20 protein-coding genes and 2 tRNA genes are annotated in these 19241 nt (G+C 45.6%); 10 read left to right on the top strand and 12 right to left on the bottom strand.

Features of this window, described 5'->3' with window-relative positions; genetic code table 11:
- Positions 1 to 38: 38 nt before the first annotated feature.
- The 5 genes from pabB to DESGI_RS10940 all read right to left on the bottom strand — a co-directional run bounded on the left by pabB (position 39) and on the right by DESGI_RS10940 (position 4759).
- Entirely contained in the window at positions 39 to 1472 is a 1434-nt protein-coding gene (gene pabB / locus DESGI_RS10920) for an aminodeoxychorismate synthase component I (RefSeq protein ID WP_006522158.1), read from the bottom strand.
- Positions 1462 to 2052 carry an anthranilate synthase component II gene (locus tag DESGI_RS10925; RefSeq protein WP_006522159.1) on the bottom strand — a complete coding sequence of 197 codons (591 nt, stop codon included), beginning with the start codon at positions 2050 to 2052 and terminating at the stop codon, positions 1462 to 1464. The genes pabB and DESGI_RS10925 overlap by 11 nt, the downstream gene beginning before the upstream one ends.
- 305 nt (positions 2053 to 2357) lie before the next feature.
- Positions 2358 to 3092 (bottom strand): ABC transporter permease, encoded by a 735-nt coding sequence (locus tag DESGI_RS10930; RefSeq protein WP_006522160.1) that lies wholly within the window; start codon positions 3090 to 3092, stop codon positions 2358 to 2360.
- A 3-nt stretch (positions 3093 to 3095) separates the two neighbouring features.
- The gene (locus tag DESGI_RS10935) at positions 3096 to 3845 is read right to left on the bottom strand and encodes an ABC transporter permease (RefSeq protein ID WP_006522161.1); all 750 of its coding nucleotides are present in this window, start codon (positions 3843 to 3845) and stop codon (positions 3096 to 3098) included.
- Positions 3845 to 4759, bottom strand: a complete 915-nt coding sequence (locus DESGI_RS10940; protein ID WP_006522162.1) for an ABC transporter ATP-binding protein — start codon at positions 4757 to 4759, stop codon at positions 3845 to 3847. Before DESGI_RS10940 ends, DESGI_RS10935 begins: the two co-directional genes overlap by 1 nt.
- A gap of 171 nt (positions 4760 to 4930) precedes the next feature.
- Here DESGI_RS10940 and DESGI_RS10945 point away from each other — a divergent pair, with 171 nt between their 5' ends.
- The 4 genes from DESGI_RS10945 (at position 4931) to DESGI_RS10960 (ending at position 7949) form a co-directional block, all read left to right on the top strand.
- On the top strand, positions 4931 to 5650 hold the full coding sequence (locus tag DESGI_RS10945; RefSeq protein ID WP_006522163.1) for a response regulator transcription factor: 720 nt from the start codon (positions 4931 to 4933) through the stop codon (positions 5648 to 5650).
- On the top strand, positions 5647 to 7023 hold the full coding sequence (locus tag DESGI_RS10950; RefSeq protein ID WP_006522164.1) for a sensor histidine kinase: 1377 nt from the start codon (positions 5647 to 5649) through the stop codon (positions 7021 to 7023). The genes DESGI_RS10945 and DESGI_RS10950 overlap by 4 nt, the downstream gene beginning before the upstream one ends.
- A gap of 238 nt (positions 7024 to 7261) precedes the next feature.
- On the top strand, positions 7262 to 7507 hold the full coding sequence (locus DESGI_RS10955) for a DUF6364 family protein (protein WP_006522165.1): 246 nt from the start codon (positions 7262 to 7264) through the stop codon (positions 7505 to 7507).
- Complete coding sequence (locus DESGI_RS10960) at positions 7494 to 7949, top strand: PIN domain-containing protein (RefSeq protein ID WP_006522166.1); 456 nt, start codon at positions 7494 to 7496, stop codon at positions 7947 to 7949. The genes DESGI_RS10955 and DESGI_RS10960 overlap by 14 nt, the downstream gene beginning before the upstream one ends.
- 322 nt (positions 7950 to 8271) lie before the next feature.
- On the opposite strand, the gene DESGI_RS10965 is transcribed toward DESGI_RS10960, so the two are convergent.
- The gene (locus DESGI_RS10965; RefSeq protein ID WP_015617971.1) at positions 8272 to 10041 is read right to left on the bottom strand and encodes an IS1634 family transposase; all 1770 of its coding nucleotides are present in this window, start codon (positions 10039 to 10041) and stop codon (positions 8272 to 8274) included.
- A gap of 361 nt (positions 10042 to 10402) precedes the next feature.
- Here DESGI_RS10965 and DESGI_RS25360 point away from each other — a divergent pair, with 361 nt between their 5' ends.
- The 5 genes from DESGI_RS25360 to DESGI_RS10990 all read left to right on the top strand — a co-directional run bounded on the left by DESGI_RS25360 (position 10403) and on the right by DESGI_RS10990 (position 12146).
- The gene (locus DESGI_RS25360; RefSeq protein WP_006524698.1) at positions 10403 to 10546 is read left to right on the top strand and encodes an AbrB/MazE/SpoVT family DNA-binding domain-containing protein; all 144 of its coding nucleotides are present in this window, start codon (positions 10403 to 10405) and stop codon (positions 10544 to 10546) included.
- A gap of 14 nt (positions 10547 to 10560) precedes the next feature.
- Positions 10561 to 11037, top strand: coding sequence for a DUF6680 family protein (locus tag DESGI_RS26440; RefSeq protein ID WP_353740043.1), 477 nt, complete (start codon positions 10561 to 10563; stop codon positions 11035 to 11037).
- On the top strand, positions 11028 to 11246 hold the full coding sequence (locus DESGI_RS10980; RefSeq protein WP_006524697.1) for a hypothetical protein: 219 nt from the start codon (positions 11028 to 11030) through the stop codon (positions 11244 to 11246). The genes DESGI_RS26440 and DESGI_RS10980 overlap by 10 nt, the downstream gene beginning before the upstream one ends.
- Positions 11227 to 11661 carry a type II toxin-antitoxin system VapC family toxin gene (locus DESGI_RS10985; RefSeq protein ID WP_006524696.1) on the top strand — a complete coding sequence of 145 codons (435 nt, stop codon included), beginning with the start codon at positions 11227 to 11229 and terminating at the stop codon, positions 11659 to 11661. The genes DESGI_RS10980 and DESGI_RS10985 overlap by 20 nt, the downstream gene beginning before the upstream one ends.
- 245 nt (positions 11662 to 11906) lie before the next feature.
- Positions 11907 to 12146 (top strand): amidase family protein, encoded by a 240-nt coding sequence (locus tag DESGI_RS10990; RefSeq protein ID WP_083940024.1) that lies wholly within the window; start codon positions 11907 to 11909, stop codon positions 12144 to 12146.
- A 105-nt stretch (positions 12147 to 12251) separates the two neighbouring features.
- Here DESGI_RS10990 and DESGI_RS23065 read toward each other — a convergent pair whose 3' ends face one another.
- The 6 genes from DESGI_RS23065 to DESGI_RS11020 form a co-directional block, all read right to left on the bottom strand.
- A complete protein-coding gene (locus tag DESGI_RS23065; protein ID WP_006524693.1) occupies positions 12252 to 12956 on the bottom strand; it encodes a DUF6033 family protein in 705 nt (234 codons plus the stop codon).
- Between the two features lie 364 nt (positions 12957 to 13320).
- A tRNA-Gly gene (locus tag DESGI_RS11000) sits at positions 13321 to 13395 on the bottom strand.
- A gap of 23 nt (positions 13396 to 13418) precedes the next feature.
- Positions 13419 to 13495 (bottom strand) — tRNA-Asp (locus DESGI_RS11005).
- Positions 13496 to 13764: 269 nt separating this feature from the next.
- Positions 13765 to 16023 carry a heavy metal translocating P-type ATPase gene (locus DESGI_RS11010; RefSeq protein WP_006524692.1) on the bottom strand — a complete coding sequence of 753 codons (2259 nt, stop codon included), beginning with the start codon at positions 16021 to 16023 and terminating at the stop codon, positions 13765 to 13767.
- A 66-nt stretch (positions 16024 to 16089) separates the two neighbouring features.
- The gene (locus DESGI_RS11015; RefSeq protein ID WP_006524691.1) at positions 16090 to 16455 is read right to left on the bottom strand and encodes an ArsR/SmtB family transcription factor; all 366 of its coding nucleotides are present in this window, start codon (positions 16453 to 16455) and stop codon (positions 16090 to 16092) included.
- A 330-nt stretch (positions 16456 to 16785) separates the two neighbouring features.
- Positions 16786 to 18507 (bottom strand): aldehyde ferredoxin oxidoreductase family protein, encoded by a 1722-nt coding sequence (locus DESGI_RS11020; RefSeq protein WP_006524690.1) that lies wholly within the window; start codon positions 18505 to 18507, stop codon positions 16786 to 16788.
- Positions 18508 to 18736: 229 nt separating this feature from the next.
- On the opposite strand from DESGI_RS11020, the gene ybaK reads away from it, so the two are divergent.
- Entirely contained in the window at positions 18737 to 19219 is a 483-nt protein-coding gene (gene ybaK / locus DESGI_RS11025; protein WP_006524689.1) for a Cys-tRNA(Pro) deacylase, read from the top strand.
- Positions 19220 to 19241: the final 22 nt, after the last annotated feature.

The raw sequence follows: 19241 nt of genomic DNA on the forward strand, positions 1-19241 counted from the left end.
TTTTCTCCCCTATCATGTAAACATATTATGAACAAGTTCTAACACCCTAAAGAGGCTTCCAACCCCAGGGACCTGGCTAGCGCCCTTGCCTTGTCCAAAGTCTCTAAGTATTCTTTATGCGGGTCAGAATCTGCTGTAATTCCCCCGCCCACTTGAAAATATAAATTACCTTTAGTAGCTATTATAGTTCGGATTACTATATTCAGATCTACCCTGCCGTCAAAACCAATATACCCGATGGATCCCGTGTAAACCCCACGGCGTACCGGTTCAAGTTCCTCTATGATTTCCATGGCTCTTATTTTAGGCGCCCCGGTGATTGATCCACCAGGAAAGGATACCGTAAGTAAATCAGTAATATCTTTATCTGGCAATAACCTACCCTCTACCGTGGATACCAAGTGAAAAACGGTAGCATATTCCTCTAGCCTGAAGAGTTCAGGTACTTTTATTGAGCCTATTTCACAGACTCGCCCCAGGTCATTCCGCTCCAGGTCTACTATCATCATTAGCTCAGCCTGGTCTTTTTCGCTGCCCCACAACTCCCGCCGCAAATGGTCGTCTTCTTCCGGTGTACAACCACGTGGCCTGGTTCCTTTAATAGGGCATGTTTCTACCCGTCTCCCATCAACTTTAATAAAGCGTTCCGGTGAAGCAGAAATAATATCCATGCTGCCAAAGGATAAAAACGCAGCAAATGGAGCAGGATTAATTTTTTTGAGCTTTTTGTATATTTCCCAGGAGTCAACCGTTTGAGTTGTACAGAATCGCTGGGTCATATTTACCTGAAAGATGTCACCTGCATAAATATAATCTATAGCTCGCTGCACTGTTCTCCTGTATTCATCGGGTGTAAAATTTGCAATCAGTTCGGGCTGTTTATCGGGGTTGTAATTGAATAATTTATTACCAATAGAATTATTTGGTCCAGTTAGCAATTTATTTTCCATATTTTTAAGCCGTGTGCGAGCTCGCTCCAAAGCAGCTTCCCCTCGTTCCGGTAATCCTGTAGAAATTATTGTAGCTTCACCTGTACGCACATCAACCGCTATCACAGTGTCATAAAACCCCAGTAATAGGTCAGGGGTATTTAGATCGTCTACACTCTTTTGAGGAATTTTTTCAAAGTGCCTTCCCAGGTCATAACTAAAAAAGCCAACAGCCCCCCCATTAAAAGGGAATATACCATTTTGAGGCGGCATTGAGAACCTTATCAGCATTTCCTTTAGTTTTTCCAAAGGTAACCCGGATAAAGTGGTAGCTTTATCAGCTTCTATCAAAGTGATATGCTTCCCTTTGCTACTCATAACCAAAAAAGGGTCTGCACCTATAAACGAATGACTCCCCAGATTATTAACCAGCATACCCGTATCCAGTAAAAAAGGGTACGGTAAATCTTTTATATTTTCAAAAATATGTAAGGATTCGAACTGAGCAGGTAGTTTTTTATATAAGGGTAAATTAACCGGCATAATGTATGCCTCCTTTAATCATTTGCAGGTAATTGCATAATAGTTTTTTGCCATAAGTAGTTAAGATAGACTCGGGATGAAACTGCACTCCCTCTACCGGCAAATACCGGTGCCGTATCCCCATGATTTCCCCACTAGTGGTATGGGCAGTAACTTCCAAACACCCCGGAAGGCTATCTTTTTCTATAATCAAAGAATGATACCGTGCTACAGGCATGGGGTTGGGTAACCCAGAGTAGATGCCCCTTGCATCATGTATAACTGTAGATTTTTTACCATGTATTGGTCTATACGCCCGTATGACTTTACCGCCAAATACCTGTCCAATGGTCTGGTGCCCTAAACATACCCCCAAAATCGGATACTTTCCCGCGAGACGTTTTACTATTTCAAGGGATATCCCGGCCTCGTCGGGAGTACAAGGCCCAGGAGAAAGGACAATGCATTTCGGCTTAATCTCTTTTATATCATCTATTGTTATTTGATCATTTCGCCAAACACCTACCTCGCTCCCCAGCTCTGAGAAGTATTGATACAGGTTGTATACAAATGAATCATAATTATCAATCAATAGAATCATTTGAATATCCTCCTTAAAAATAAAAAAAACCAGCAAAAAGAAGCTGGTTCTCACCCCAAAAACTCCGAGTCGTCTCAACTGGTAAATTTTCTCATCTCACTCAACTATACTAAGCATTCAATTGTCAAAAACATGTTAATACAAGCAATTCATCATGTCAATACCAACACTAGTAATCAACCTACCGGTTTAATTGTTTTCACATGTACCATCCTTTCTTTCAAGTATACCCATAAGCATATCGGCATATTGATTTCTAAATTTATTCATTTGCCACATCTTCCTGTCGCAACCCCATTGCTTTCTTATCCAGCCACAACATCCCTTTTTTTAAGCCATAAGACAGCAAACACAATGCAGACAGCCAGATAGAAAAGACTACTGAGAGCAAATTGCTCAATACTGCACTGCATCGGGCCTCCGGGACTGTTTGCCCGCATGCCGAGACATAAAAGCGAATATGGATACAGCGCTCCATAGCCCTTGGAGAGCGCCGCTATCCCTGCGACGCCGCCGATCAGTGCAATACCCACCGGCACGGCAAAGCTGCGGATCACAAGCGAGATGCAAAGCTGAAGAGCGCAGATGACGATCCCGCCGACAACGCCGTATAAAAGCCATTCCGGAAGCTCGGGCGGAATCGGAGCGGCCAGGCCTGAAAACTTGCCGGAAATCACAAACAGCGCGCCGATCCAGGCCTGCGTGAAAATCACCATGACGGAGGCCACGAAAAGCTTTGAAAGATAGATGTGTGAAACCGGTACGGGAACCGTCATGACGGCATTCCAGTTCTGGTTCGTATGCTCCAGACGGCACAGGTAGGAGCAGTAAACGCCTATGATAGCGGGAAGAAAGAAATAGCAGGTAAACAGGGTGTGCTGCGTCCACAGGCTGTACCACTGATCCTGCAGGATGCCGGTGTTTTGAAGATAGTTGAAGGTGCCCATAACGGCGGGCAGAACCGGAAGGATGAGAAAAGCGAGCCAGACCGGGCTGTGCCGCAGCTTCATCCTCTCGGCGCGAAGTGTTCGAAAAAACATGGCTCACATCTCCTTTCTCACAAACAGCGTGCGACCAATCATATAGATCGCGCAGAACATAACGGCTAAAGTTATAAAGCCAAGCCAGTCAATCGGAACATAGTAAAAATCGATGATGCGCGTTGTCTTGTCCCAGTCCATTCGGACGAACATCAGCACACCGTAATATCCCCAGAGAAAAAGCCTTTCCAGGCTTTGAGGAAAGAACAAGATAAAAAGACCGGCAAACCCACCGATCAGTCCCACGGTAAGAGGTACCATCTGGTTGACAAAAAGGAGGGACAGCACCTGCTGCAGGAGCAGAACAGTCAGATTTACAGCCGTGGTGAAGAGCAGGTAATAGAATAGCTTGTCAAGTGGCGCATCTCCTTCAAATCCTTTGGTATATCCGGAGATCACAATAAAAATAACCTGCAAAACCACCGTCACGAGCATATACAAAGCCCCGCACTGAAATTTAGCGTCAAAAAGTTTTCCTGCCGGCATTACTGTTTCGAGGAGTTTAAGCGTCTGCCCCTTATGTTCCACATCGCAAAGCCGGGACGCCACCACGGCTGCAATAACCGGCATCATGATGGAGTTGAGCATTGGAAACTGGTACAGGCAATACATCCAGCCCTGGGATAGGTCGCGCGCATCCATATTTCGAAACGCCCATAGCGCCCAAAGGATCTGCACGAAAATCAGAGCGGCGACGATCAGCCATACTTTCCTGCGGCGCGTTTTCTGAAATTCCATAGCAAGCGCTTTCATTACAAACTCACCGCCGTTCCGGTCAGTTCGAGGAATATATCCTCAAGGGTTTTGCGCCGCTCTTCAATGCGCACGACGCCGATATGTCTGTCAAAAAGCCGTGAAATATACCTTGCAAGCTCGTTATCGGTAAGCTCCGGCAGCAGCAGATAATCTTCCTGCGCGTGACAGGAAATTCCCTGCTCGCCAAGTATTTTGGCTGCCGCCTCGTTATTTAGAGTGCGGACGGCGATGCTGTGCCTGCTCCTTTCATGAAGTGTGGACAGGCTATTCTGAAAAACAAGCTCGCCTTTACTGATGATTCCAACATTGGTGGCGATCTGCTCGATCTCGCTGAGCAGATGACTCGAGACCATAACCGTCATTCCGCACTGCTGAGGCAGGGAGCAGATCAGCTCGCGCATTTCCTGGATACCCGCTGGGTCAAGGCCGTTTGTCGGCTCGTCGAGAATCAAAAGCTTCGGATTTCCCAGAAGCGCGCAGGCGAGGCCAAGGCGCTGCTTCATGCCCATCGAATACTGCCCCACCTTTTTCTCTTTCTGATTTTCCAGGCGGACGATTTGCAGTACCCTGCCGATGTCCTTATCCGGTACGCCCTTAAGCGTGCCGATAATCCGCAGGTTTTCCGCTCCGGTCAGGTGCCCGTAATAGCTGGGCGATTCGATCAAAGACCCGACATCCTTCAGGATTTCGAGCCTGTTCCGGTTGTTAACCTGTCTGCCAAACACGGTAATGGTTCCGGCTGTTGGCCTTGCAAGCCCTAGTATCATTTTCATTGTGGTGGATTTACCCGCGCCGTTCGGCCCGAGAAAACCGTAGACAACGCCCTCCGGCACCGAGAGATCCAGATCTTTAACCCGCAGAACCTTTCCGTACTGCTTGCAAAGGCCGGTTGTTGTGATAATATCAGACATTTTGATGCCCCCTTTTACGCTAGACTGGAAACATCATAACAGAGCCTCCTTACATGAGCCTGTACTTAAGCTTACATTTACCTTAAACTTGAGGGTAAGCACTCAATTTGTCCTGTATTTACGCTATAATGATCGTTGTAGTGTTGAGTATGGAGAAAGGAATAGCAATTAATGAACGATATTTTTGACTGCAAGTTGCTGATCGTGGACGACGAGCCTGAGCTGCGCAAGATGGTAAGTGAAATACTGCGGCGGGAAGGTTTTATGAAGGTCATTTCCGCCGCCGACTGCAAAGAGGCACGTCAGCTATTTGCATCGGAGAAGCCGGACGGCGTGATTTTGGATGTCTCCCTGCCGGACGGAGACGGTTTTTCACTGATGCGCGAATTTCGCGCCATGTCGGATGCTCCGGTGTTGTTTCTTTCCGCACGCGACGAGGATGAAAACCGCCTGCTCGGCCTGGGACTTGGCGCGGACGATTATATTACGAAGCCATTTCTGCCGCGCGAACTGACTCTGAGACTCCGTGCAGTACTGAGCCGCGCCTATTTCCCGGTCATTCTCAGACGAACGGAAAAGCCGGTCTTCCGCCTGGGCGAAACGGAAATAGACTTAAACAGCGGAACGGTATCAGCAAAAGCCGGCCTGTTTACATTTACCGCTAAGGAATTTACTTTGCTTGAGAAACTATATGAGAACCGGGGAAAAATCGTAACCGGTGACAGCTTATGCCGCGCGGCGTGGGGGAACAACCTCTATGGTTATGAGAATACATTGATGGTACACATCCGCCGCCTGCGCGAGAAGATCGAACCGGAGCCCTCGGCTCCGCGTTATCTAGTCACCGTGCGCGGCCTCGGCTATAAGCTGACAGGGGTAGAAGACAAATGAAAAGCATGATGAAAATCCTGTCCCGCTATGTGCTCTCGGCCGCCGTAATTGCAATTATTCTACTTATCATCAATTTCGCGTTGCTGACAGCATGGATAGTTCAGGCGAGCAAAATAGCACAGAAGGACTACAGCGTTTCACAGCTTGCTGATGGCCTGACCAAGTCTGACGGCATTTACACGCTTTCCGAATTCGTAAAAAATGAGATTGAAAGACAATATCAATGGGCGATGCTGCTGAGCGATGACGGCAATGTGATCTGGAGCGAGAATCTGCCAGGCGACGTACCGTTGAAGTACTCTGTTTCGGATGTGGCCGGTTTTACCCGCTGGTACTTGAATGACTATCCAGTCCATGTCTGGCGGCATCCGGACGGTCTTTTCGTATTGGGCGGCGCCAGGGACAGTGTTTGGAAGCACAATATCGAAACGCCGCAGAAGGTAATGGACAAGGCCCTTGTCTGGTTTCCGGCCGTTCTCATCCTAAACGGCGTAGCTGCCGTTCTGCTCGCGCTGCTTTTTGGCCTGCGGCTGTTCCGTTCCCTGAAACCGCTGGCCAAGGGCATTGAGGACATGGCCGAAAAACGCCTCGTAGAGCTCTCCACCCGTGGCCTTCTTGGCGACCTTGCTGCCGGAATCAATAAAACTTCGGCCCGGCTGACAAAACAGGAAGCCGCTCTAAATAAGCGGGACAACGCCCGCACGACATGGATTGCCGGTGTGTCCCACGATATCCGTACGCCGCTGTCCCTCGTGATGGGCTATTCAAGTCAGCTTGAGGACGACCCCGAGCTGCCGCAATCCAAGCGGGAACAAGCGGGCATCATCCGCAGGCAGAGCGAACGGATCAAAACGCTGGTAAGCGACTTAAACCTGGCTTCCAAACTCGAATACGACATGCAGCCGCTTCGGCAAGATTCCGTTGCACTGGCACCGCTCTTGCGCGTAGTCGCAGCTGATTTTTTAAACAGCGGGCTTTCCGACAGCTATTCTGTCGACATTACGATCAGCGAAAATGCTCAAAACGCGATGGTCAGCGGCGATGAAGAGCTTTTGAGGCGGACGGTCTACAATTTGATTGCTAACAGTATTCGGCACAACCCAAATGGATGCGATATTAAGGTCACTCTGGAAAAAGGCTTGGGCAATTGTTCTCTTTCCGTTTCCGACAACGGCGTTGGTTTTACGCAGGAGATGCTTAACAATCTGAATCATCCGAAAAGCTCTGCCCGGCTGGAAAACCACGGTCTGGGCCTCACCATAGTCCGGCAGATCATCAAGACGCACAGGGGAACCACAGAGTTTCGTAATCTTCCCGAAGGTGGCTGTACAATTGTGCTTTACCTGCCCGTAAGCAATGCTGACGTTAATTGATTATATTCCTTTTTTCCTATATACCCAAGATACTCCAGCCGATACTTGCACAAAGATAGTGGAACCTTGCGACAGAACATTGAGTCTGGCCATTTTGATCTTGAAGTTGCCATGTTGAACATAACGGCTTATTAATGAACCATTGAATAAATCGAAACCGGCAGAACAAAAGCTGGTAGTTGTTCCGTTGCTTTTCACTCATTTGCGTGATATACTTAATTATGTGGAGGTGGTAGAAGTGGAACACCAGAATATTACTCTATCCATTCCTAAGGAAATACTGAAAAAAGTCAAGCACATAGCTGTGGAAAAAAACACTTCAGTATCCGGATTATTGTCACGCCATTTAGAAGATATTGTAGCTAGAGATGATAAGTATAAAAAAGCAAAAGCTAATCAGATGGAGATCATGGAAAAAGGTTTTGACTTAATAGGCGAAGGAAAAGCATCATGGAACAGGGAGGAACTGCATGAGCGCAGATGAGGAACGACAATTCGTTGATACTAATGTTTTTGTGTACGCTTACGACAAGGGAAATGGTATTAAACAAAAACTGGCCCGGAAGTTAATAACCGACCTTTGGGAAAACTACAGGGGATGCGTCAGTATACAAGTTTTGCAAGAGCTTTATGTAACAATGACAAAAAAAGTATCCATACCCTTGTCGTCCGGAACAGCGTCACAGATTATCGCTGATCTGAGTGCATGGAACCATCATATTCCAGATGCCGGTGATGTTCTGGAGGCCATTAAGATTCAACAAAGATACGGGATTTCTTTCTGGGATGCAATGATCGTAAACAGTGCGTGGAAAACCGGCTGTGGTATCATTTGGACGGAGGACTTAAACAGTGGACAGGTCTATGGGAACGTAACGGTTTATAACCCGTTTGAACGAGAAGAGGATAAGGGCCTTGAAATTTAGCACAGCTACAGCCAATTCACCTAACGTCCCAACAATCACGAACTTGCAGAAGGATCGGGCTGGCCGTCCGTTCATTTCAGTCATCATCCCCGGCGACAAGGGCGTTTCTCAATCACGCTCAAAGCTGGGTAAACTGAAAAGACCAATAAACTCCAGGAAATTAAGGGGACACCTTACTTAATTATTGACTTTGTATAAATCCTTCGATAGGAATATAACCTGAGTTTTGCAGTAATAATATGATAAAAAGCTCTGTCAGTCCAGCATTTATGCGGACTACAGAGCTTTTTTTTTTGGCGTATTAGTGTTGTATATTTTGACCTTATTTGTAGTATTGCAAAATTTTTTTTATTTGGGATGTAGTCATAATTTTATTCCCTAGATCAATGTCGAAAACTCCCTCCAATGACTGCAAGATTTCATTCCTGTAATCAAACAAATAGTAATTCTGGTCAAGATGGGAACAGGAATAACGTATTAGCGACTCCCGTATTTGCTTAACAGAATGTTTTTTATCCAATTTGTATTCCAGTACGCGTAGGATGAGAAGTGCAACAAAACAGATGAGGAAATGGGCCTTGATATGATTCTCGGTTCGGAGATAGACCGGTCTTGCTCTGAATTCACTCTTAATAATTTTAAAAGACTCCTCAATTTCCCATAATCCCTTGTATATGTCCCGGATTTCCCTGTCAGATAGCTTCTTTTCGCTTGTCACGATGGAATAATAACCATCGTATTTTTCTTCTTCCGTAATCTTTTCAAGATTTAACGACAGGTTGATTCCGTCCGGTATTTCTCCTGTTTCCTTCACAAACTTTATATTTTTAATATATCCAGCAGCACCCATACTAGTAGCTCTTGTATACTTTCCGGGATGGGCAATTAAGTCTTTTGCCTTGGCAAGGACAAGTTCCCTTTCTTTTTTCTGTTTTTCCGCATATTTCTTTGAGTGGTATACCATCTGTTTCTGATAAATCGTCATTCTCAGGGTGCGTTTTCCCTGCTGGTTTTTCAGTTGGATAGTTTTTGCATAGACCCTGGATTTGTGAGTAAAAAGGACTTCTTCACCCTCCGTATCTATTTCCTTGGTTTGAATGTATCCCTCTGGATTAAGTACCCATGCCTTGAATTCCTTGTCGGCAGACAATACGCTCTGTCCATAGATATAACCGTCATGAGCTTGGGAATGATCATCGTTGATTCCGGCAAGGAAAGCGGTGTTATCACTTGTATTGAGTCCCCTGTCCGCAACCGTAATAATCCGTTCCATACCATAATCCCTTTTTACCCTGCGGATGATAGGGAGTAGAGAGGTTTTTTCGCTTTCGCCTCCGGAAAAGGTATTGAATGCCATTGGAATGCCGTTTGAGTCCATCAAAAGACCCATCTGGACGATAGGATCAGGACGGTGTTCCTTCGAAGGGCCTTTCTTTCGGAAGCCCTTTTTTACCAGAACTCCGTTATCATCATATTTATCCTCATCATTGTAAGGAATTTCGAAATAATAATTGGTGACATCATAGTATCCCAGTTTTCCATCACGGCCAATGATTTCACAGACTTTCTCGTGCAGATATTTCTGAAGAGGTTCAGAGTATCGTGCAAAGTAATCAAGAGAGCGGTACAGATCATCAATTGAAAAATCATAGGATTCAAAGAAAAAGTCGCGGTTATCAAAAGCCTTCTTTTTGGAAGAAGGGAAAAGAAACCTGTTATAGATGAGGAGGCTGAAAATACTGTTTAGGTTGTATTCGATGCTTAGGTGTTTCTGCTTATTCTGAAGAAAAGTATGGATGGCAAGGAGGGAATAAATGCGCTTTGGAATGGCATATCCCAGATTCTTTCTGGACGATGTATTATCTGTAAGGCGCTGGTTAACAGCAATTTTTATTGTCTCGGCAGGGGCAGATTGGTTTCGTTCTTCTGCAACAGACTTAAAGTAGGCAATGGGATCGTCATAAACTTTTTCTAATTCATCAAGATAACCGATTTTTTCTATGGTTTTATGCTTAACCTTACCATTAATGCGGTAACCCTGTACGAAGGACAGGAATACTCTTCCGTTACTAACACTCTTCTTAAGAAACATAGCAAACACCTTCATTCAAAGGTATTATACCATAATACACAACATTATACAACACGATAATCCTAAAAGATTGACATTAAAATAGCCCGCAATGTCGGGCTTAGAGAAGTGTTTTCTATTCATTTAGTTGCAAAACAACGGAATCACGAACTTGCAGAAGGATCGGGCTGGCCGTCCGTTCATTTCAGTCATCATCCCCGGCGACAAGGGCGTTTCTCAATCACGCTCAAAGCTGGGTAAACTGAAAAGACCAATAAACTCCAGGAAATTAAGGGGACACCTTACTTAATTATTGACTTTGTATAAATCCTTCGATAGGAATATAATGTAATTACATAGTAATCACGAAGGAGAATGTAAAATGGAAGTAGATATCATTGAGATTGGCAATTCCAAAGGAATAAGGCTTCCCCTTGCAATTCTAAAACAATGTGGTATTGATTCCAATATAGTAACAGGAACATTTAATTTGTATACCGGTAGCGCGATTGCGGCCTTTGAATAAAGATTGCGTCGCTTCTGTCCGGCGTGCTCGCAGTCGCTATTTCGACGTGGTACTACCGTCGTCATAAACGCCGCCGCACAAAGCTGGATACGCTCATTTGGCTTTTCGGGTTCCGCTTCGATATAGTTGGTATGGACTTCTCTCGCGCGCTCAACGAGATCTATATCGTATTCCATGACTCCCCGGCAGTCCCTCGCGTGCTTCAGGATTTCCATCAAGTCACTGTTGCCCGACAGCGTGAACTCGCCAACGACAGGCTGGTGACGCTTTTGAAGGATATGTGCCGAGACGTTGGCATCGACCCGGCGAGCGTCAATGATTCCTTCTACTTGCAGCCGTTCAACTCCTCGCCCGTAAAATCAGTACTTTATTGCTCATTATTAAGCCTCTTGAAAAAGCAGATAACAAAACATAACGTTATGTTTCCGTTGTTTCTAATTACAGGATATGGTATAATATTCGCAAAAACCGGGGTGATTGTATGGCAATAGACCGCTTGGTTGAAGAAATAAGAAAGCTTACTCCAAAACAACAAAATGAGTTGTTTCGTAAACTTGGTATTTATAAATCTGGATCAATAAAAATAAAGAAGAGGGGTGGGCCTGATGATCCGCTGGCTGAAATAATTGGTATCGGTGAAGGCCCGGAAAACGGTTCTGTACGTTACAAGGAAGACCTCTATGGCAAAGATTCCATATAGGAAACTATATATAGATGCCGGCGCATGGATAGCTATCACCAACAAGAAAGACAAACACCACGAAGTAGCAAAAGAGTTCTACCTGAACATTCCTGAATACATAGAGTTATATACCAGTTATTTGGTTGTATCTGAATCGTTCACTTGGTTGCGCTATCACCTAAGCAGTTACATTGCTTTTCAATTTATTGGAGCCTTGGAAAAAGCTAGCACAATACAATCAGTTAAAATAGTTTATCCAGATGCACATGTCGATAATTTAACACGAAAATATCTTCAAAAATTTAAGGACCAAAACCTTTCATATTCCGATGCTGCGGGTTTCGCCATATGTGAACAGTTAAAAATTAACAACATTTTTGGGTTCGACAAAGATTTCTATATTGCCCAAAAATCATTATGGCCACTAGGTTAATGTCACTAATTAAAACTTTCAAAAACATCCTCATAAAAGGTAATTACAGCATTTCTACGTAGCCCTTCCGTATGGTTACAAAACTATTGTTCATGATAACTATCCCAGTCATGGCGAGCCTCGGGGTCAGAAAACCTACGATGGCAATCACAATTATATATACCATTGGATATGCAATCGTAAACTTTAATTCCATATGGGCTCCCCCCGGTATTAATACACCTCACTTATGAACAAACAATTTAATATACGGGCAGACAAACAATCCTTATGATCTTTCGTGTTCTCCAGGTGGAAGCAGCGGTGGGCCAGCGGCCATTGTTGCTGCCGGTGGATCTGCATTTGACATCGGAAGTGATTACAGAGGGAGTCTTCGATTCCCATCACATTGCTGTGGTATTTCTGCATTCAAACCTACTTCGGGCCGTGTACCAGAAACAGGCCATATTTTTCCTTTTGGTGGCAAAATACTACTCGTCCCTTGACTGGCTGGATAGGCATAGTGGCCTAATTTTTAAGCAATCTTGTTAACAAATTTGAATAACATTATCGAACCATTGTTGAACGATACATTAACGCTTGAAATGCACTTATATCAATGCTTGAAGGGATTTGAAAAAATAATTCCCTGAAATATCCGAACTTAATATTTCAATTTTCGGCACTGCATTTGAGGTAAACTGTAAATATTTGATTTGAGCTATTTCGTTCAACCGTTTTTCTTCTGCCCGCTTTTTCGCTTTAGCTTCATCTTCCTCTTTCATGGCTTTTTCAAGACGAGCTTTTTCTTCTGGCGTATAATCACTAGAGGAATAATAGGTTACTTCTCCATTGGGGTGTATAATTACACCACTAGAAACGATTCGCCTACCATGCATTGCCATAAAAGCATTTGCTTCTCCAATTGTATCAAAATGAGCTTGTATCTTTCGTTCGTAGTGTTGTCTTGTTTGTGGGTCAGAAGCCATTTTTTCAAGAATGTTAGAAGCTATAATAACATTTCCAGTTCCAGATGTTGAACTCCCGATATGGTTTATATTTGCTTTACTGTATTCCATGTTCTGTACAGATATTTTAGTCCCGAATTTAGACTGTAACTGTAATAGATAGGAATTAGTATCAGTTGCGCCGCTTGATAAAACTGTTGCAGAAGTGGCAGACGCTGATATTTCACCTAATGCAGCCTGCGATAATGTATCCTTAAAGCTAACATTAGAAGTATCAGTACGATTTTTGCTGCTTATATCATTTTGTTGTAAAGCGTATGATATTGGTCTGGTTATAGAAGATAACATCGTGCTTATTCCTCCTAATTTCTGTATTTTTTCATTTATATCTGCATTTTATCAGACAAGTTGCTAGCAAAATAGTAGCTGTAATAAATCTCTAACTCTATATTATATCGGCAAAATTCTTTAAAAGTTTAGAGATTGTCAGACAAGTTAAAATAATCTGCTCTTCAAGTTCCTGTTTATTCTCGTGCTCATTTTACCATATAAAAAACTTGCCCCTCATAAACGTCCAGGGAAAAATCCTATATATATATAAAGAGAGGATATTCGTCTCATTTTGAACGAACAATCCTCTCTTCATAATACTCTAATTACATATTTTTGTGATAAAACGCAGTAGCTATACGGTAAACTCCTATAAATAAAATGGAGCGGAAGACGGGATTCGAACCCGCGACCCTCGCCTTGGCAAGGCGATGCTCTACCACTGAGCTACTTCCGCATGGTTAAAAATTATTAAGTTATTGGCGGAGCTGACGGGAATCGAACCCGCGATCTTCGGCGTGACAGGCCGACATGTTAGACCGCTACACCACAGCTCCGCAAATTTATAATCGCATCAGCGACAATAATTATTATAGCTGGTTAATAGTAATATGTCAAAGGTTTTTCGAAAAAAGGTTTTGGCAGTTGGTATTTCACTTGGTGGTATTGGTATAGCCTAAAGCAAGAAACGTATCCATTGGTTGCCCATGTAGGGGCGGGGCAAGTCAAGAAGTGTCCCCGTATGTCTTGCTGTTTTAATACCCCTTTAGTGGGGTGGCCAAGACAAGAACCGTCCCCGCTTGCCCGCTCGCTCACTGCTTGTTCTCTATGCTGTCAGCCGGTCCTCCTGCACCCGCATCAGGCGCATGCCGTTGGCTATTACAATCATGGCAGCGCCAGTATCGGCGAAAACCGCCATCCAGAGGTTGGTGAATCCCAAAAATGTACCCACAATAAACAGTGCTTTTACCAGCAGGGCAAAGGTGATATTCTGTTTAATTATCCCCAGTGTCCGTCGGCCCAGTTTTATGGTATAGGGCAGCTTGCCCAGGTCGTCAGCCATTAAAGCAATATCTGCTGTCTCCAATGCAGTGTCGGTACCCGCGCCGCCCATGGCGATGCCAATGTCGGCAGCAGCCAGCGCCGGTGTGTCGTTGACCCCGTCCCCCACCATAGCCACCTTGCCGTAACGTGACTGCAGTTCCTTGATGGTGGACAGTTTATCTTGGGGCAGCAATTCCGCTTTATATTCCAGACCACCCAGGTGATCGGCAATAGCGCCGGCGGTGGCGGTATTATCCCCGGTGAGCATCACCAGCCTTTTTATACCGGCTGAGCGCAATCCCTGCAGAGCAGCCGCGCTATTGGAACGCACCCGATCAGCTACGGCGATAATGCCCATTGGCTGATCCGCTGTGCCTACCAGCATGGCTGTTTTGCCCTGACTTTGCAGTACATCCAGCTGTTGTTGCACCCCGGTCAGGTCGGTACCCAATCTTTGGAATAATCTTTCGTTTCCTATATAATAGTCTTTACCATCAACTACGGCCATGGCCCCCTGGCCGGTAAAAGATTGGAATTGTTCGCCGGGGGGTACTGCCGCTTCATGGCTTTCGGTATAACGGAGAATGGCCCGAGCCACCGGATGCTGGGAACGGCCTTCTACCGCCGCGGCTATATCCAGCAGAAACTGCTTTTGAAAGCCGGGCATAACTACTACATCAGTAACTTCAGGGCGTCCCCTGGTGAGGGTGCCGGTTTTATCAAAGGCCACCGCCGTTAAAGCACCCGCCTTTTCCAGGTAGGCTCCGCCTTTTATCAGTACTCCACGCCGGGCAGCGCTGCCGATGGCCGATACAATGGCCACCGGGGTGGATATCACCAGCGCGCAGGGACAGGCGATCACCAGCAGAATCAGTGCCTTTTCCAGCCAGGGGATAAAGGGCTGCCCCAGAGCAAGGGTGGGGACCGTGGCAATGGCTAGCGCCACGGCGATTACTACCGGAGTGTAGTACTTGGCGAATACGTCCACAAACTGCTGGGAGGGTGCCCGCTGAGCCTGGGCTTCCTCCACCAGGTCAATAATTTTAGCCAGCGTAGTATCCTGCGCCAGCCTGGTAACTGTTACTTCCAGAGATCCCTCTTCATTGATGGTACCAGCAAACACATCTGCCCCGGGGGATTTTTCTACAGGCAGTGATTCGCCGGTAATAGGGGCCTGGTTTACCTGGGAGTTGCCCTTGATAACCGTGCCGTCCATCGCTATGCGTTCTCCAGGCTTGACGATAATTATATCGCCCACTAAAATTTGTTCTACGGGCAGCATGGCTTCTCTGCCATCGCGTCGTACCAGCGCTTCTCGAGGAGAAAGTTCCATCAGTGCCCGAATGGACGACCTTGTTTTAGCCATGCTGTAGGCCTGCAGGGTATTACCCAGGGAGAAAAGGAACACCACCGTGGCTCCCTCAAACCACTCACCGATGGCAACGGCCCCTATGGCAGCCACGCTCATCAGCACATTCATGTCCAAGCTTAACGCCTTGATAGAGTATAGGTCGTTTTTGACCACAAAGTAACCGCCTGACAACATGGCAGCCAGCAATAGGTCTATGACCAGCCGGTCCCCCAAGTTAAATAATGACGCTGTCATTCCTCCGGCTAAAAACAAGCCGGATATAACCGTCAATATTAACTTAGGGTCATGCCAGAGCGGTTGATTGGTTTGTGTCGCTGCGGCATGGTCAGACTCTGCCGCGTAACCCGCCTCCTTGATGGCACGCAGAATTTGCGGCACACCGGTGGTGTGCCGGACGCTCATTTTGGAGGCCCCAAAATTAATTGTGGCCTCCTCCACTCCTGACAGCCCGGCAATTCTTTTTTCCAGTTTAGCAGCGCAGTCAGCACAATCTAAACCATGTAAAACGAAAACGGATTTTTGCATACCATTTAGATGTGGGGCTGAATTATTTATTGCCTTCTCCTCCGGCTTTGTCACTTTCATCGGTTGTTGCAATCCTTCCGACGTCAATTCCTCCATGATATTATTTTTTACACAACTGCAATTATGTCCTGAACATTGTGTCATGATAAAAACCTCCACATGCGTTAAGAGTATTTTGTGTCATGGTAGCTGCATTTATTGGTAATATTGCTATTTCTTTTGGTAATGATTGTAATGCTTTAGAGCTACATCGATAATTGTTTTTACACACGAATCAGTTAAATAATAAAACATCATCTTACCTTGTTTTCTGCTCCGGGCCAGACCCATATTTTTCAGCAGCCGTAAATGGTGGGAAGCCGCCGCCACACTGGAGTCAATTATCTGAGCGATATCACAGACGCACAATTCCTCCCGGGCCAGGGCGTAAACTATTTTTATCCTGGTTTCGTCAGCCAGCGCCTTAAATATTTGACTTAAGCCCTCGGTATTAGACACTTGTTGTTTCATACGGCGCACTTTTTCCTCATCATAACAAAATATGTCGCAAACCTGGTTTTGTTCCGAATTACACATTTCCTATACCACCTTTATTCATACATCGCCATTAAAACATTTACTTGATTATTATATTAAGACAGCCAAATGGTTTTGTAAATGTTTTTTTATGATTAACAAAAGTAACTGCTCATATTGCAAGTGCCGCTTTTTCGGCTAAGTCGAAAAGCGGCACGCTGTTAACTTTTATGCAATTAAAATTGAAACATAAAAAGAAACCCTTATTGTTGGTGTAACCCCCAAAGGCATTTTCATTTCCCGTGGGATCTTTTAAAATTTTTGAACTTTTAATTTTTAACACCTGGCATCACGGCATTGCTTGGCGGAAAAGCCGGTCAGCTGGCTATCTTAAGCATTAAATACCTGCTGCAGTTCCTCCGTGGTGAAATCCCAGGTTGTGTTGTGGGGCGGAATTTGCTCGTTAAAGAATTCAGGCAATTGGTCATCCTTGGCAGTGAATCCGGCTGCTTTGTTGAATTCAAGCTCGTTATGCAGTACAGATTGTCCCATAGTGGTCATGTCGTTTTCGGTCAAGTTTAAATTGTACTGAGCGTTGACCAGTTCAACGATGGCCTGATAAGCATCCGGGTTATCCAATATACTAAAGGCTACAAAGAGACACAGGCCCAAAGCATCCAGCGCGGCAGTGGCAATTTGCAGGTTTCTGGACAAGTCAACGTTGCCCTCTTTGGCCAGCGGGTTAACATGACCGCCTACCTGCAATATATTGGTGGCCACGGCATATCCGGCGGTGTGGTCGGCACCCATTGGAGTAGTGGCGTAGGTTACCCCGACGCCTTTCACGGCCCGGGGATCGTAGGCCGGAATGGCCTGGTTTTTAACTACAGCCACCCGGGTTACCCCGAAGGCTTTACCTGTGAAGCCTGCACCATTGCCGATGATCCGACCTAAAGGACTGCCCTTTTCAATTTCCCTGAGCAAATTCAGCATACCTTGGCCGTCCCCGAAGGGTATGAGACCGCCTTCCATAGCAGTAGCAATAGCCACAGCGGTTTCTATGGTGTCAATGCCTATATCGTCACAAATACGGTCGGCCTGGGCTATGATGTCCAGGTCATCCACATAGCAAACAGCACCAAAGCCCCAGATGGTTTCATATTCAAAGCCCGCTGTCACAAATTTTCCCTCTGCGTCATGATAAACCTGGGAGCAGCTGATTACGCAGCCGGCATGGCAGTTGTGGGTGGGTTTGCCTTTACGGTTGAGAATGGTTTCATACATGGCTTCGCCGCTGATTTTGTTAGCCCCTGCAAAGCGGCCCATCCTGAAATTGCGGGTGGGCAAACCGCCCGCTTCATTTAATATATTCACCAGTATGTTGGTACCGTAAGTGGGCAGACCCTGACCGGTCACCGGATGCTCCTTCAATGATTTGGCCAATAGGCGGGATGCTTCCTTGAATTTTTCCGGATTGGCCACTGTTACGCCGGGTGCGCCGGTATCATCAATGGTTATGTATTTAATTTTTTTGCTTGACATCACTGCACCCAGGCCGCCCCGGCCTGCGCTGCGGATATTGCCGTGGTAATCTTTAACGGATATATTGGCCGAGCATAACTTGTATTCACCGGCCTGGCCAATGGTAATTACCCCAATCTTGTCCCCATATTTTTTTGATAGACGGTCGATTACCTCGTAGTTGCCTTTACCCAGCAGCTCGGTTTCTTGCTCAATTTTAATACCGTTATTATCGATATGCAGATTGTAGAATTTATCCTCTGCGGGCAGCCCTTCGATAATCACTGCTTTGACGCCAAGCTTGGCCAGTTTTTGGGAAGCCGAGCCGCCGGAGTTGCTTTCTTTAATGCCTCCGGTTAAAGGACTTTTGGCCCCGAATGACATGCGGCCCGAGTTGGGAGCACTGGTGCCCGTTAACAGACCCGGGGCAAAGACCAGCTTGTTTTTGGCGCCCAGCGGATGACAGGTAGGATCCACCTCTTTGGCCACAATGGCTGAAGTTAAAGCCCGGCCGCCCAGGTGGTTCCATTCCCGGGGCACTTCTTCAGTTTTTATGCTGAGGTCGTTCATATTAATGCGGTAAATTTTCATGGCTTGCCGCCTCCTGACAAACAATATTTACTATATTATTACCATCCTCAGCCAAATTATGTTTTCTGTCCGATCTAATGTGACTAATACTGTTGATTTAACCAGGCATACGTGTTTAAAATTAATTAAGCCTCGGTGGTGGCAAAATTTCCGGTGGCAGAAAAGCCGGGTTTTCTAATATGGGCTGACCTTGAGATTTAAGTAGGAAATAAAGAAAGGAATTATATTGATGGCTAAAAATAAAACTCCCATGACTCCCGCCATACGTGTACTGCGCAATGAAAAGGTTAAATTTGAGGATTTTACATACGCCTATGAGGAGAAAGGCGGCACTGCCGTTTCATCCAGAGAGTTGGGTGTTGATGAACACTGCATGGTTAAAACACTGGTTATGGAAGATGAAAATAAAAACCCTATAATTGTTTTAATGCACGGTGACAGGCAGGTCTCAACCAAAAAATTGGCCCGTCTGATTGGTGTCAAAAGCATTTCCCCCTGTTCCCCGGAAACAGCCAACAAACATACGGGATACCTGGTAGGAGGGACTTCCCCTTTTGGCACTCGCCGTACTATGCCGGTTTATATGGAACAAACCATTATGGAACTGCCTAAAATATATATCAACGGAGGCAAGCGTGGTTTTTTGGTCAGCCTTGAACCTCAGGATGTAATGCGTATATTAAAACCCACCCTTGTGCAGGTGGGCATTTAGAGTGCGCATAGTCACCAGTAAT

This window comes from Desulfoscipio gibsoniae DSM 7213 (genome assembly GCF_000233715.2).
Classification (GTDB): domain Bacteria; phylum Bacillota; class Desulfotomaculia; order Desulfotomaculales; family Desulfallaceae; genus Sporotomaculum; species Sporotomaculum gibsoniae.